Raw genomic sequence first — 13795 nt, 5'->3', positions numbered from 1 at the left:
CCGTGTACGGACGTGGTTTCAGGCAGTATCAGTTTCGCGTCAATCATGCCGAGTCCGACAAACCGGTTCGGAACGCTGACGAGGACCAGGCAGATCGACCCGAGCGGCAAGGTCCGAACCAGAGCGCGATCGAATATTTCGGTGAGGCCGTCGCTGAGCTTTTCGATTGTAACAGTTGCTACGTAGCGGTCGTGCCGCGCACGATCGGGTCAGAGCTTCAAGAGGCCCGGATCGGAAACGCCGTCATCGATCCGTCGTGCGCCACGACCGTCGCCCGGATCGCCCGCAAGGGTGCAGGCGCAGATTGCGCTCTTCTCGAACCCGAGAACGCGCGTACTACTTTCGTGCGCAAGCTGATCGGCCGCGAGCCCGGGTCAAGCAGTCATTCCGTCATAGGAAGGTTTGCCTCCCGCGACAGGTCGACTGTCGTATTTGTGGCGGGATGGCGCCGGGCTGCGCTGACGCGGGCTGAAATCCCGTGTCTCGCCCGTGCGGTGCGCGCGGTTTGGAAGACCGCCGATTCACTTGCGCCACGGCCAGTGGATCGGGATTCCGACGCGGCAGCCTGGCTGGAGAAATTGGCTTGTCCTGCCTTCATCGTCGATGAGAACCTGCACGTTCACGAGGCCAATCCCGGTGGGCAGGATCTGCTTTCAAGGCGCGAACTTGTCCAGATGGACGGCGGCAGGCTCGCAGGGGCCAGCGGCCCGGTCACCGAGAGCCTGAGGGAAGCAATCCGGGAGGCGCTGGTTCCGCGGCCCGGTCAGGTCCGGTTGAACACTACAGTGCCCCTTTCGACCGAGCGCCAGCAGTTTGCCTTCGCCAAGATCGGAGCCGCGCCGACACACTATGACAAGAGCAAGGCATTGGTCATTGTGCCGCAATTCGATGAAGAACTGGGCGCGCACCGTATCGCATCCGCCTTCGGCTTGAACTGGGCTGACGAGAGAATCATCGCCCGGATTCTTCAGTTCCAGTGTCCGCGCGATATCGGAGCGGGCTTGCAACTGACCGAGGCAACCGTAAGAACCTATACCAAACGGATCATGCTGAAACTGGGCATCAATCGGCAAGCGGAGTTCTTTCTGCTCTATCATCTCACGCAATCTCCGTTCGGGGCCGCCGGTCGCGAGAAGGCGATCGGCCCGGCGCCGTCGGATGCCGGTTGACAAGCGGTGACTGAACCGATGCGCAAGGTGTCATGATGGTCCGGGACGTTGTTCGAAGAGTGAACGTTCTCCGAGCGGCCGCTATCGCGGTAACACTCGGCTTTTCGCCCGATGCGATTGCGCAAGGCATTCAACTGGGGATGCCAATCGCCTGCCAGCCCGGACGAACCTGCTACATCCAGAATTACGTTGACATCGATCCGTCCTCGTCGGCGCAAGATTATAAATGCGGCACACTGACATATAACGGGCATAACGGGACGGACTTTCGCTTACCGTCGTTGGCTGCGCAAAAGGCGGGCGTCGAGGTGATTGCTTCCGCGAGCGGGCGGGTTCTTCGCACACGAGACGGTATGCCAGACGGTGCGTTTGGCAAATCGTCACGAGAAGCCGTTCGCGACGTTGAGTGTGGCAATGGCGTTGTGATTGAACATCCAGAGAACTGGGAAACTCAATATTGCCACATGGCCAACACGAGTCTGTCGGTAAAGCCTGGCGAGATGGTGAAAGCGGGGCAGCCGATCGGCCGGGTCGGCCTCTCGGGACTGACTGAATATCCTCACCTGCATTTCACAGTCAGGCACAACGGAGCAATCGTCGACCCATTCGCATTTGGCGCTGCTTCCAACGCTTGCGGGAGCGGCAAATCGCTGTGGTATCCCGAGACTCACGCGCAACTCGCTTACGAGGAGCGCGCCGTCCTGAACGCGGGCTTCTCGGACGCTCCGGTGACAATGGAATCTATCGAGGATGGAACTGCGAACAGCGAGTCGCTGTCTGCCAGCGCGGCGGCACTCGTCTTCTTTGTGCGCGCGATCGGCCTGAAGGCGGGCGATGCGCAACATCTGGTCCTCAGGGATCCAGCGGGGAAGGTCATCGCCGAAAACAGAGCCTCACAGCTTGATAGGGACAAGGCGCAGTTCATGCTGTTCACCGGCAGAAAGCGCCCAGCCTCCGGCTGGGACCGCGGCACTTACAAGGCCTCCTATGTTGTCGAACGCGACGGCCGGGCTGTTCTGAAGAAGGAGATCGAACTCACTCTGTAGCCGGCGAGGCGTTGCGGATCGCCAGGCGCCAGCCGGGAACCTTGGCTTCAGCGGCGCCCGGCCCTGTCAGGGCTGCTGTCCCGTGGCTTGAAGGATGAGCTGTGTGATTTCCTCCGGCTGCGAGATCATCGAGAGGTGGCTCGCCTTTACTTCAATCGTTTTCGCGCCCATCCGCTTGGCCATGAAGCGCTCGAGGTCCGGATTGATGGTGCGATCTTCCGTCGAGACGGCGTAGTAGCTCGGTTTGCTTCGCCATGCCGCCTGCGTCGTCTTGCCGGTGAGCAGCGCCTTGTGGAACGGCTCCTGCACGGCATAGAGCACCTTCGCCTTCTCCTTCGGCAGGTCGCCCGCGAAATCGCGCAGGAAAGCTTCTTCGGAAAGGCGCCCCTCATCGCCGTCGAACACGATGCCGGCGCTTGCCGGCGGCGTCGGGAATGTCTTGGCGAGAGCCGCATAATCCTCGCCCGCATCGGGCGCGCGCGCAGCCACATAGACCAGCGCCGAAACATTGGGATGCACGCCGGCTTCGGTGACGATCATGCCGGAAAAGGAGTGGCCGACCAGCACCGTCGGACCATCCTGCCGCGCCAGCACGCGCTCGGCGGAAGCCACCGCCTCGGGCAGCGTCGTCAGGGGATTTTGCACGGAAGTGACGTTGAGTCCCGCCGCCTGCAATCGCGCAATCACCTCGGTCCAGCACGAGCCATCGGCGAACAGTCCGTGCACGAGCACGACATTGCGCGCCTTCGGCAGCGTTGTGTTGGCGGCCATGCCGCCGGTGGAGATCAGCGAAGCTGCCGCGCCGGCAAGCAAGGCGGTCGAAAACGCGCGTCGGTTCATCATCATGATGTCCACTCCTGTTGAGGCGTCAATCGAAGTACGATTGGCGGCGCTGATCGTTACCTCCGCTCCAGGCGGGGTAGCGGTCCTGCGTTTCGTACTTGCGAGCAGCGTGGCCATAGGGATAGCTCACCGTGACCCGGAAGGATTCCGAATGGTTCCGAATGATTTCGAGATCGCACGGCGGGCGCTGCAAATCGCTGGCGATCCCGTTCACTTGACGGTGGCGCCGGCGCGGCTTAGGAGCGATCGACGGGGTTGTCCCAGAGGACGCTTCCCATGACCGAGTGCTACCTTGTTTGGGTCGAGGGCCTGCGCGGACCAGAACCGCAAAAATGGTCGTCGGACGCGCTTTGGGGCCAGCTTGGACGTCAGGACGTCATCGTCCGCTTCCAGCTCTCGGATCGGGAAGCAAAGCTGCCGCTCGACCAGTTGGCAAAGCTGCATCCGATCCCGCGCGAGTGATAGCGCGAGCGTTCGCGCGCCGGCCTCTTGTCCGCCTCATGACGCTGTAGGACAATCGGAGCGCAATCAGGCGGTGCCAGCCGCAACGCATTTCCTGCCGACCGATCACTGGAGACATCCGCAAATGACCAAAATAAGAGTCGGCCTCGCCGGCTGCGGCTTCGTCGCGGAGCTGCATATCTACGCCTACAGGCGCGTCTACGGCGTGGATGTCGAAGTGGCGGCCGTCGCAGCGAGGGGCGAGCATGTGCTCGATTTCGCGCGCCGGCACAACATCGCGAGAACCTGTCGCAGCTTTGGCGAGTTGATCGCCGACCGCGAACTCGACGTGATCGACATCTGCACGCCGCCCAATGTGCATGCCGAAATGATCGTCGAGGCAATGCGCGCGGGCAAGCATGTGATCTGCGAAAAGCCGTTCGCCGGCTATTTCGGGCGGGAAGGGGACAAGGCGCCGATCGGCAAGCATGTGCCCAAGGCGCTGATGTACGAGCGGGTGCTGAAGGAAATGCAGGCGACCCGCGCCGCGATCGAGGCAACCGGAAAACTCTTCATGTACGCGGAAGACTGGATCTATGCCCCGGCGGTGACCAAGACGGTGGAGATACTGAAAGCCACCAGGGACAAGATCCTGTTCATGAAGGGTGAGGAGAGCCACTCGGGCTCGCATGCGGCGCACGCCGCGCAGTGGGCGCTGACCGGCGGCGGCTCGCTGATCCGGATGGGATGCCACCCGCTATCGGCGGTGCTGTATCTCAAGCAGGTCGAAGCCCGCGCGCGCGGCCAGCAGATTACTGTGGCGAGCGTGACCTGCGACGTCGGCAACGTCGCGGCCTGCCTGCCGCCGCATGAGCGCGGCGTGGTGAAATCAAATCCGGTCGATGTCGAGGATTGGGGCACGCTGACCGTCACCTTTTCCGACGGCACCAAAGCCACCGTATTCTCCGGCGACATGATCGCGGGCGGTGTGCGCAACCTGATCGAGACCTATACTAGCGGCGGCGCACTGTTCGCCAACATCACGCCGAACAATCACATGATGAGCTACCAGACATCGGAGGAAAAGCTCGCCGGCGTCTACATCACCGAGAAGGTCGATCGCAAGACGGGCTGGCAGTACATCTGCCTCGAGGAGGAATGGACGCGCGGCTACTTGCAGGAGATCCAGGATTTCATGGAATGCGTCGCGAGCGGACGACAGCCGCTCTCCGATCTCGCGCTGGCCTTCGAGACCATCAAGGTGAATTACGCCGGCTATTGGGCTGCGGAGGAGGGACGCAGGATTACGTTGTGAGGGTGCGCTGAAGAAAGTCTGCTGCGGCGAGAGGGTCGGGCAACCCTTTCAGGGGCTCTCGCCCGATCGGGTGATATGGTCCGCGACCGGGCCATGCTACACTCGCCGATGGACGGGTCTGGAGCGCGGAGCCGCGAATGGCGGGCGATGAGCGACTCATTGACGACATCTATTCTGTCGTGGCCGATCCGGCTCGCTGGCCAGGTTTACTGACAACCGTTTCCGATCGACTGGGCGTGCTCGGGGGAATGGCCGCTTACGTCAACCTTCGCCGCGGCGAGAGCATGATGGAGATCGGCCGGCTGTCGCCCGTTTTTGCCAAGGTGTTCGAGGACCGTCATCTCGCCAACCCCTGGACCAAAGCCATGGAAAGGGTGGTCCCGAATCGGCGCGTGGTGATGATGTCGTCGCTGGTCCCCTTTTCATCGGTCAGCAGGACATCGTTCCACGATGACGTGTTGGCTCCGGGCGCAATCGTGGACGGCATGAGCGTCATGCTGCCGTCGCTGGCGATTGACGGTGGTTTCGGGGGCCTGCATTTCTCGATTCAACGCCGCCGCGAGAAATGGGCCGCGGAAAGTGCGCAGCGGCTTGACGCGCTGGCCCCGCACCTTTGCCGGGCGCTGGAAGCCAGCATCAAGCTCGCCCCGCTGATGGACGGCACCAGGCAGCTCGAGCGGATCCTGAACCTGATGCCGAGCGCCGCATTGTTGATCGACGGCCGGCAGCGCGTCCGGTTCGCCAACGCGGCGGCAGAGCAGCTCTTTGTCCGCCGCGACGGCCTTTCGCTCGACCGCGACAGGCGGTTGCAGGCCGGCAGTCCGTTTCCGGTGGAAGTCGCTGCGTTCTCGCAGGCATTGAGCGATGCGCTCGATGTCGCCTCGGGCGGCGACAGCCGCATCGGCGAGCCGGTCAGGATCACGCGCCTGTCCGGCAACGGATCGTTGCTGGTGGTTCCGGTCCCGCTTCCGCCGCCCGCGTTCGAGCTATGGAAGCTTGCCGACTCCGCCCGCGCACTGGTGCTGATCCTCGATCCCAATGCACGACACAAGAACACCGTGAGAGCACTACAGTCCGCCTTTGGACTGACGGCAGCGGAGGCGCGCGTTGCCAGTCTGATCGCCAGCGGCTTGAATGGCCCCCAGACCGCGAAGGTGCTGGGAGTAACGCCTGCGACCGTGAAGACCCACTTGGCCCGCTCGTTCGAGAAGACGGGCACGAATTCGCAGGTTGGCCTCGCTCGCCTGCTCTCGGCGATGCCGCCCCTGGACTGATTGCTTCACCGACCGGTCACAGGGGGCACCGCGCGAGGAAGGCTTAGCTCGCATACACCGACGATTTCGGCAGCGGGAACACCGGGTCCTGCGTCCGGATGTTGGTCGGCCACACCACCGAGATGTGCTGGCCTGCATTCTGCATCACCACCGGCGTCGAGCGCTCGTTCTGGCCGGAGAGCGGCGTGCCCGGCCGGAAGAATTTTACGCCATAGCCCTGGATGGTGCCGCCGGCCGGGATATCGACGTCGAGCGCCGCTTTCCGGATCGCTTCGGGATCGAAGCCGCCATACTTGTCCTTTGCCACCGGCAGCACGTTGTTGAGCAGGATCCAGGTCTGGTTGAATCCCATCGAGCAGTGCGGCGGCACGTCGGTGGCGTTGGTCTTCTGCTTGTAGCGCGCGACCATGGTCTTGGTGAGATCGCCGATCCCCGGCGCCAGCTTGGAGGCATCGAGCAGTTGCGCGGGCACCGGATCGATGTTGCAGAAATTGTCGATGTCGGCGCCGAACGTCTCGCGCAGCTTGTCGAGCTGGCTGTAGCCCGCGCCGGCCCCGAACAGCATCTTGAACTTGAGGCCGTTCTCGCGCGCCTGGCGCAGGAACAGGGTGATATCAGGGTTGTAGCCGGCATGCGAGATCACATCGGCTCGCGCGCGCTTGAGCTTCGTCACCAGGATTCCAAGGTCCGGCGCGGAGGCCGAATAGCCTTCCTTCATCACGACCTGAAGCCCGGCCTCCTTGCAGTAGGCTTCGTCGGCGGCGGCAACACCGACGCCATAGGGGCCGTCCTCATGGATCAGCGCCACCTTGACGTCCTTTGGCTCCATGCCGAGCTTGGCCTTGGCATGCTCGGTGAGGAAGCCCGCAAAGGCCTGGCCGTACTGGTCGGAATGGATTTGCGCGCGGAACACGTATTGCAGGTTCTTGTCCTTGAACACGGCAGTCGAGACCGCGGTCGTGATCCAGAGGATCTTTTTCTGCTGCTCGACCTTGGCCGCCAGCGGCACCGCGTGCGAGCTCGCATAGACGCCGTTGATGATGTCGACCTTCTCCTGGTCGATCAGGCGCACGGCCTCGTTGATCGCGACCTCGGGCTTACTCTGGGAGTCCGCGCTGACAGGGGCGACCTTGTGCTTGCCGCCGATGCCGCCCTTCTCGTTGACGAGATCGACGGCGATCTGCGCGCCGATCGAGGAGGCCACCGAACCGCCGGCGGCGAACGGGCCGGTCAGGTCATAGACCATGCCGATGCGCACGGTTTCCGCTTGCGCCTGCGCACAGGTCCAATCCAGGCTCAGCACGGCGGCGGCAGCCGCGGAATTCTTGAGCAGCGTTCTGCGTGACGTCCGCATCGTTTCCTCCCCACTGAATTTTGGTTTTTTCTTCCTTGGGGCGAAATAATTCAGAGAACGTGCCGGAAAGTCAACTCGGGTTGGCTAGTCATAACGGCGCAGCGATGCGTCCCGCCGGGTAGGCGCGGGAAAAAGTGTCACGGGAGCAGGGCCGGACACATGACTTCCGGCCCTTCATTTCAAGGTATCTGCCTCAGGGGCGTGCCGAGCCGTTCTCGTTGCGGGGCAGCAACGAATAGCGTGTCTGCGGCCCGCAGGGCTTAATAGGCGTAGCCCGGGTAACCCATGTAGTAGCCCCCTGAGTCGTAAGAGTAGGAGGGCTCACAGGGCGTGGAATTATCCCACGGCTGCGTTGCGAATGCGCCGACGCGCGGAGCCGGGGTGCAGCCCGGTCCATAGGCGTAGCCGTAGCCGCCGGCCGGGGCGGCATACACCTCCGCATCCGGCGCGACATTGCGATGGCTCGGATGATGCACGCGCGCCATGGCCGGAGTTGCCAGCATGCCTACAGCGATCAGTCCGGCCGACAAGAGTTTCAGTGTGGTCATCGGTTATCTCCATTGCGATACGGCAAGCCAAAGGGATCGGCCTCCCGATCCCGCAGAGATGGCATCGCTGCAACGCACTTAAAGGCGCGTTGCTTCACGTTGCTTCAACACAGCGGGAGGTGGTGATGGCGAGATGCGGTCATTCGAGCTAGACATGCGAACAAGAATAACCGATGGATCGCTGCAACGTGATCGAGCAGCGTGACTTGCGATAAGGGATATCAGCAATGACCAATCAGAAGGCCGATGACCCGCGCCCGCTCGGCGAGATCGCCAGCTATCACGCCCATGTCTATTACGATCCGGCGACGACGCGCACGGATGCCGAGCGGCTGCGCCGCTGGATCGGCGAGCGCTTTTCCGTCACGCTCGGCCGCTGGCATGATGCGAAGGTGGGGCCGCACGATCAGGCGATGTACCAGGTCGCTTTTGCGAAGGAAGTATTCGCCGAACTGGTGCCCTGGCTGATGCTCAACAGTCTTGGCCTCAGCATCCTCGTGCATCCCAACACCACCAATCCGCGCCGCGATCATCTCGACGATCCCCTGTGGATCGGCAAGCCGCTCGATGTTCACGGCGACAAGCTGCCGGAGGAGGCGGAAGCCGAGCTGCCGCTTACGCCGAATACGACGCCGACGCTGCGGCCGTGATCAGGTCGTAGCCCCACCGTCATTGCGAGCCAACGGGTCGCGCGAATGCGCGCCCGATGACAGGCTCCGCGAAGCAATCCAGCTTGGCCGCAGCAAGGAAGCTGGATTGCTTCGTCGCAAGCGCTCCTCGCAATGACGGTTCCTAGCTATTCCGCTTCGCGTAATCCCTCGCGAACGCCAAATACCACTCAAGACACCCCGGATTGGCCATCGCATCCTTGTTGATCACCTTCTCGATCGGGTGCCCCAGCAGCAGCTTCTTGATCGGCAGTTCCTGCTTCTTGCCGGACAGGGTGCGCGGGATTTCCGCCACCGCAAAAATCTCGTTCGGCAGGAAGCGGCGCGACAGGCCGGCTTCGATCGCCTTGTTGATCCGTGCCTTCATCGCATCGTCCAGCGCATGGCCCTCGCGCAGCACCACGAACAGCGGCATGTAGCTTTCGCGCCCGAGATATTCGAGGTCGACCACCATGCTATCCAGCACCTCCGGCAAGGCCTCGATCGCCGAATAGAGTTCGCTGGTGCCCATGCGCAGGCCGTGCCGGTTGATGGTGGCATCGCTTCGGCCGTAGATCACGCAGGAGCCGTCGGCCTGGATCTTCAGCCAGTCGCCATGCCGCCACACCGGCCCGCGGCCGCTGCCGTCGAAATTGTCGCCATAGGTGTCAAAATAGCTGCCGAGATAGCGCTCGTTGTTTTCATCGTTCCAGAAATATAGCGGCATCGATGGCAGCGGCTCGGTGCAGACGAGCTCGCCGACCTCATCGATCACGGCACGGCCGTGCTCGTCGAACGCCTCGACCGCGCAGCCAAGGATACGGCACTGCATGCTGCCGGCCACCTGCGGCAATTCGGGATTGGCGCCGATGAAGGCGCCGGCAAAATCGGTGCCGCCCGACATATTGGACCAGCGCATGTTCTTCTGCGCCTCGCTGCCGTTGAGCTTGGCGAGACGCGCAAATCCGTCGGTGAACCACTGCTGCGTTTCGGCCGACAGCGGCGAGCCGGTCGATCCGAGTGCGCGCAGCCGCGACAGGTCGCCGGCGGCGGCAAGATCGATTTCCGCCTTCTGGCAGTTCGCAAAGAACGCGGCACCGGCTCCGAAGAATGTCGCCTTCGCTGCGGCCGCAAAGCGCCACAGCGTGGTCCAGTCCGGCTTATCCTTTGATCCGCCGGGACTGCCGTCGAAGATGCATACCGTGGTGCCGCCGAGCAGGCCGGCGACCTGGCAGTTCCACATGATCCAGCCGGTCGAGCTGTACCAGTGGTAGCGCTCACCGAACGAGTTCTGTGCGTAGCTACAGCCGATGTCGTTGTGCAGCACGTTGAGCGGCAGCGCCACGATGATGATGCCGCCATGGCCGTGCACGATCGGTTTCGGCAATCCGGTGGTGCCGCTGGAATAGACAATCCAGAGCGGATGGTCGAACGGCAGCCATGCCGGCTCGAACGCGTCGATCTCGTCGCCGGTGGCGGCAAGGATATCCGCGAGCAGGGGATCGCTGCCGATAGCAGCCTCGCCATGCCGGATGAAATGCGCAACCGTCGGCAGCGCACGGCGTAGTTCGTCGATCACACCATTGCGGTCATGCCGCTTGCCGGCATACGTCACCGCATCGCAGGCGATCAGCACCTTCGGCTCGATCTGCTTGAAGCGATCGATCACCGCGGGCGCCGCCATGTCTGGCGCGCACACGCTCCAGATCGCGCCGATGCTCGCGGTGGCAAGGAAGGCAATGATCGTCTCGGAAATGTTCGGCAGATAAGCCGCGACACGATCGCCGGACCCGACGCCTTGGCGCCTCAGATGAACCGCGAGCGCGGCGACCTTGCGCCGCAACTCGCGCCAGCTCGTTTCCTTCAGCACCCCGTCTTCGCCGCTGGAGACGATCGCCGGCACGCCAGCCGCGTCCGCTGCCTCGACATGACGCAGCACCTGCCGGGCATAGTTGACGGTAGCGCCCGGAAACCAGACGGTATCAGGCATCTTCCGCTGCGCCAGCACCGCGCTGTGTGGCGTCGGCGACTGGATTTCAAAATAGTCCCAGATGCTCTGCCAGTACGCGTCGAGATCGCGGACCGACCATTGCCGCATCTCCTCGAACGAGGAAAATTTCAGCCTGCGCTTGTCGGCGAGCCATTGGCGGTAAACGGCGATCTGGGGGACGTAGGGGGCTGTCATGGCCCTTCGATATCATCCTGCGTCGCACGTCAACAAGGCGGTGTGCCAGCGGAATTTTCGGGCGCTAGCCGGTCTACTTGCGACGTTGCCCGCTTCTCTCGTCATGGCCGGGCCTGTCCCGGCCATCCACGTCTTTCTTCATTTGAGAGTGGTATTTGGTCACGCTGCGCCACGGGTGCGCCGGACGACAAGGGGCGCTTGACACCAGCGCGATGGTGGGGCAATGCCAGTGATTTGCCCGACGTGTCAAGCCGTCTTGCAGGCCGGCTGCGGCCGGCCCGCTACTGTGCATGGGGTTGTTTTCGATATTTTGGTTGGAAGCAAAAAATAGCGCCGGATCGGCACCATCGCTTGCTAGCCGATCTCTTTCCGCACCGTCGCCGCCGCGTCGCACATCGCCTTCAGCTTTCCGAACGCGACATGGCGCGGCATGTATTTCATGCCGCAATCCGGCGCGACCACCAGCCGTTCCGCTGGCACATGCTTCAGCCCGTTGCGGATGCGGTCGGCGACCACGGAGGCCGGCTCGATCTCGGGATTGCCGAGGTCGAGCACGCCCAGCATGATCTTCTTCGACGACAGGTCCTTCAGCACGCCGAGATCGAGCTTTGGCTGCGCCGCCTCGATCGAGATCTGGTCCGCCTTGGTATCATCGAGCTCGGCGAGGAAGGAATAGCCCGCAGGCTTGGTCGAGCCCGGCACCACGGCGGCATAGCCGAAGCACAGATGCACCACGGTCGGCACCGTAATGCCTTCCAGCGCGCGGTTGATCGCTTTCACCGCATAGCGCTTGGCCAGCTCCGGATTGTTGCGCACCCAGGGTTCGTCGAGCTGGATCACATCGGCGCCGGCTTTTTGCAGGTCGAGCGCCTCGGCGTTGACGGCCGCCGCAAAGGCCAGCGCGCACTCTTCGTCGTCCTTGTAGAACTCGTTCTTGGCCTGCTGGCTCATCGTGAACGGGCCGGGCAGGGTGATCTTGGCGGCGTGCTCGGTGTTTTTCCGCAGGAACTGCATGTCGCGCAATTCGACCGGCTGCGTGCGCTTGACCGGGCCGACCACGCGCGGCACCGGTGTCTTCTGGCTGCCGGTGCGGGCGGTGATGATGGCGGGGTTCTCGTCGTCGATGCCTTCGAGTGCGGTGGCGAAGCGGTTGGAATAGCTTTCGCGGCGGATTTCGCCATCGGTGACGATGTCGATGCCGGCGCGCTCCATGTCCCTGATGGCGACGATGGTGGCGTCATCCTGCGCTTCCTCGAGATGTTCAGCGGGAAGGCGCCACATCGCGTGCAGGCGCGTGCGCGGCACGACTTTTGACAGCATGGCGCGGTCGACCAGCCATTCCGGCTGCGGGTAGCTGCCGACGACGGTGGTGGGCAGAAGATGCCTGGGCAGGTTCATGATGTCCTCCTTCTTGTTGTTGGTTCGCTTGGTTCAGGCGGCACGCGTTGCGCTGGCGGCCACTTCATCCTTCACGGGATTGCGCAGCACGCCGATGCCGGAAATCTCCACCTCAACCACATCGCCGTCCTTCATCCAGAGCGGCGGCGTGCGGTAGGCGCCGACGCCGCCGGTGGTGCCGGTGACGATGACGTCGCCGGGCACCAGCTCGGTGAAGGTCGAGCAATAGGCGATCAGGGCTGGCACGTCGAACACGAGGTCGGAGATGGGTGCGGCCTGCACCTCGACGCCGTTCAGCCGCGTCGCAATGGTCTGCTTGCTGATGTCTGATATTTCATCCGTCGTCACCATCCACGGGCCGAAGCCGCCGGTGCCGGCAAAGTTCTTGCCGGGCGCGAATTGCGAGGTGTGGCGCTGCCAGTCGCGGATGCTGCCGTCATTGTAGCAGGCATAGCCCGCGACATGCTTCAGCGCATTCTCGCGTGAGATGCGCCGGCCGCGCCTGCCGACGATGACGGCCATCTCGCCTTCATAATCGAAACGCTCGGATTCCAGCGGGCGGATCATCGGCTGGCCGCCGCCGACCTGGCTGTTGGCGAAGCGCGTGAAGATCATCGGATGCGGCGGGGTGGGGTGGCCGCTCTCGGCCAGATGCGTGGCGTAGTTGACGCCGATGCAAAAAATCTTGTCGGGATCGGGCACGGTGGGAAGAAGCTCGATGTCCTTCAATGCGTAGTCTGCGCGCTCCCCCGTCAGCACCTTCAGCGCATCGACCGATCCCTTCGTCAGCAACGCCTTCAAGGTCGGCAAATCCTTCAGCCGCCGTCCGGCGTCGATCACGCCGCTGTCGGTCACGATGCCGTAGCTTGCGACGGAGCCGGCCTTGAAACTTGCGATCTTCATTGGGAGGTACTTTCTTCGATGGAGGAGACGTAGGAATTGAGCGGTAGCGCGATCTCGCCGCGGCGGATCGGCACGCAGGCCGGTGGGAAATCCTGATGCATACGGGCGCCGATCGCTTTCACGCGACCGAGGAATTCCTCCAGGCGATTCATTGCGCCGGTGGGCAGATCGTGCAGCACCATCAGGCTCCACGGCTGCGCGCGGCATTGATCCAGCGCGCGCTCGACCCAGCGTTCGGGATCGTCCCAGTCATGCGGGATCGCATTCCAGAGCACGCAGGTGAAGCGGTTGCGGACGAGATAGTTCACGACGGACGGTTTCAGCAGGCCCTCGTCAAGATTGCCGCCACCGCCGAAGGGGCGGAACAGGCGGTCCGGATGCGCGAGATCGCCGATCGCGGCTTGCGTGCGGCCGATCTCGTTCTCGGCGGAATTGCCGTCGCGCTGGCGGCCGAGCGGCACCGAATGCGTAAAGGTGTGATTGCCGATCCAGTGTCCTTCGGCATGGGCGCGGCGCATCAGCCGGCGGCATTCGGGGTCGCCGAGTTGTTCGCCGACGACGAAGAACGTTGTCTTGATGCCGCGTTCCGCCAGCACGTCGAGCACCAGCGGGGTGACGCCGGGCGAGGGGCCGTTGTCGAACGAAAGCGTCAGGTCGAACACGGGCGCTTCC

Annotated in this window: 13 protein-coding genes; 6 read left to right on the top strand and 7 right to left on the bottom strand. The window is 63.2% G+C overall.

Annotated elements, in window-relative coordinates; all coding sequences use genetic code 11:
- Positions 1-2: 2 nt before the first annotated feature.
- Both JQ628_RS03225 and JQ628_RS03220 read left to right on the top strand, forming a co-directional pair.
- On the top strand, positions 3-1169 hold the full coding sequence (locus tag JQ628_RS03225; RefSeq protein ID WP_212219022.1) for a helix-turn-helix transcriptional regulator: 1167 nt from the start codon (positions 3-5) through the stop codon (positions 1167-1169).
- 32 nt (positions 1170-1201) lie between these two features.
- Positions 1202-2215 carry a M23 family metallopeptidase gene (locus JQ628_RS03220; RefSeq protein WP_249127418.1) on the top strand — a complete coding sequence of 338 codons (1014 nt, stop codon included), beginning with the start codon at positions 1202-1204 and terminating at the stop codon, positions 2213-2215.
- Between the two features lie 66 nt (positions 2216-2281).
- Here the strand turns inward: JQ628_RS03220 and JQ628_RS03215 are convergent, their stop codons facing one another.
- Positions 2282-3061, bottom strand: coding sequence for an alpha/beta fold hydrolase (locus tag JQ628_RS03215; protein ID WP_212219019.1), 780 nt, complete (start codon positions 3059-3061; stop codon positions 2282-2284).
- A 273-nt stretch (positions 3062-3334) separates the two neighbouring features.
- On the opposite strand from JQ628_RS03215, the gene JQ628_RS03210 reads away from it, so the two are divergent.
- From JQ628_RS03210 to JQ628_RS03200, 3 genes are all read left to right on the top strand, one after another.
- Positions 3335-3520, top strand: a complete 186-nt coding sequence (locus JQ628_RS03210) for a hypothetical protein (RefSeq protein WP_212219016.1) — start codon at positions 3335-3337, stop codon at positions 3518-3520.
- A 124-nt stretch (positions 3521-3644) separates the two neighbouring features.
- Entirely contained in the window at positions 3645-4814 is a 1170-nt protein-coding gene (locus JQ628_RS03205; RefSeq protein WP_212219013.1) for a Gfo/Idh/MocA family protein, read from the top strand.
- A 248-nt stretch (positions 4815-5062) separates the two neighbouring features.
- On the top strand, positions 5063-6088 hold the full coding sequence (locus JQ628_RS03200; protein ID WP_212219010.1) for a helix-turn-helix transcriptional regulator: 1026 nt from the start codon (positions 5063-5065) through the stop codon (positions 6086-6088).
- Between the two features lie 43 nt (positions 6089-6131).
- Here JQ628_RS03200 and JQ628_RS03195 read toward each other — a convergent pair whose 3' ends face one another.
- A complete protein-coding gene (locus JQ628_RS03195; protein WP_212219007.1) occupies positions 6132-7442 on the bottom strand; it encodes an ABC transporter substrate-binding protein in 1311 nt (436 codons plus the stop codon).
- A gap of 260 nt (positions 7443-7702) precedes the next feature.
- Positions 7703-7990 (bottom strand): hypothetical protein, encoded by a 288-nt coding sequence (locus JQ628_RS03190; protein ID WP_212219004.1) that lies wholly within the window; start codon positions 7988-7990, stop codon positions 7703-7705.
- A 227-nt stretch (positions 7991-8217) separates the two neighbouring features.
- On the opposite strand from JQ628_RS03190, the gene JQ628_RS03185 reads away from it, so the two are divergent.
- Positions 8218-8640, top strand: a complete 423-nt coding sequence (locus tag JQ628_RS03185) for a DOPA 4,5-dioxygenase family protein (protein ID WP_212219001.1) — start codon at positions 8218-8220, stop codon at positions 8638-8640.
- Between the two features lie 142 nt (positions 8641-8782).
- Here JQ628_RS03185 and JQ628_RS03180 read toward each other — a convergent pair whose 3' ends face one another.
- The 4 genes from JQ628_RS03180 to JQ628_RS03165 all read right to left on the bottom strand — a co-directional run bounded on the left by JQ628_RS03180 (position 8783) and on the right by JQ628_RS03165 (position 13785).
- On the bottom strand, positions 8783-10822 hold the full coding sequence (locus JQ628_RS03180; protein ID WP_212218998.1) for an acetoacetate--CoA ligase: 2040 nt from the start codon (positions 10820-10822) through the stop codon (positions 8783-8785).
- A 354-nt stretch (positions 10823-11176) separates the two neighbouring features.
- Complete coding sequence (locus JQ628_RS03175; protein ID WP_212218995.1) at positions 11177-12220, bottom strand: uroporphyrinogen decarboxylase family protein; 1044 nt, start codon at positions 12218-12220, stop codon at positions 11177-11179.
- Between the two features lie 33 nt (positions 12221-12253).
- Positions 12254-13123, bottom strand: a complete 870-nt coding sequence (locus JQ628_RS03170; protein ID WP_212218992.1) for a fumarylacetoacetate hydrolase family protein — start codon at positions 13121-13123, stop codon at positions 12254-12256.
- Positions 13120-13785: a polysaccharide deacetylase family protein gene (locus JQ628_RS03165; protein ID WP_212218989.1), complete on the bottom strand. Its 666-nt coding sequence runs from the start codon at positions 13783-13785 to the stop codon at positions 13120-13122. The genes JQ628_RS03170 and JQ628_RS03165 overlap by 4 nt, the downstream gene beginning before the upstream one ends.
- Between the last annotated feature and the right edge of the window lie 10 nt (positions 13786-13795).

The sequence above is a fragment of the Bradyrhizobium lablabi genome (genome assembly GCF_018129385.1).
Lineage (GTDB): Bacteria > Pseudomonadota > Alphaproteobacteria > Rhizobiales > Xanthobacteraceae > Bradyrhizobium > Bradyrhizobium lablabi_C.
This window is presented reverse-complemented; position numbering and strand designations above follow the sequence as displayed.

Bases quoted from the DNA above. Each gene is read 5' to 3' on its own strand.
- JQ628_RS03220 (WP_249127418.1), top strand. From the start codon at position 1,202: ATGATGGTCCGGGACGTTGTTCGAAGAGTGAACGTTCTCCGAGCGGCC.
- JQ628_RS03215 (WP_212219019.1), bottom strand. From the start codon at position 3,061: ATGATGATGAACCGACGCGCGTTTTCGACCGCCTTGCTTGCCGGCGCG.
- JQ628_RS03210 (WP_212219016.1), top strand. From the start codon at position 3,335: ATGACCGAGTGCTACCTTGTTTGGGTCGAGGGCCTGCGCGGACCAGAA.
- JQ628_RS03205 (WP_212219013.1), top strand. From the start codon at position 3,645: ATGACCAAAATAAGAGTCGGCCTCGCCGGCTGCGGCTTCGTCGCGGAG.
- JQ628_RS03200 (WP_212219010.1), top strand. From the start codon at position 5,063: ATGGCCGCTTACGTCAACCTTCGCCGCGGCGAGAGCATGATGGAGATC.
- JQ628_RS03195 (WP_212219007.1), bottom strand. From the start codon at position 7,442: ATGCGGACGTCACGCAGAACGCTGCTCAAGAATTCCGCGGCTGCCGCC.
- JQ628_RS03190 (WP_212219004.1), bottom strand. From the start codon at position 7,990: ATGACCACACTGAAACTCTTGTCGGCCGGACTGATCGCTGTAGGCATG.
- JQ628_RS03185 (WP_212219001.1), top strand. From the start codon at position 8,218: ATGACCAATCAGAAGGCCGATGACCCGCGCCCGCTCGGCGAGATCGCC.
- JQ628_RS03180 (WP_212218998.1), bottom strand. From the start codon at position 10,822: ATGACAGCCCCCTACGTCCCCCAGATCGCCGTTTACCGCCAATGGCTC.
- JQ628_RS03175 (WP_212218995.1), bottom strand. From the start codon at position 12,220: ATGAACCTGCCCAGGCATCTTCTGCCCACCACCGTCGTCGGCAGCTAC.
- JQ628_RS03170 (WP_212218992.1), bottom strand. From the start codon at position 13,123: ATGAAGATCGCAAGTTTCAAGGCCGGCTCCGTCGCAAGCTACGGCATC.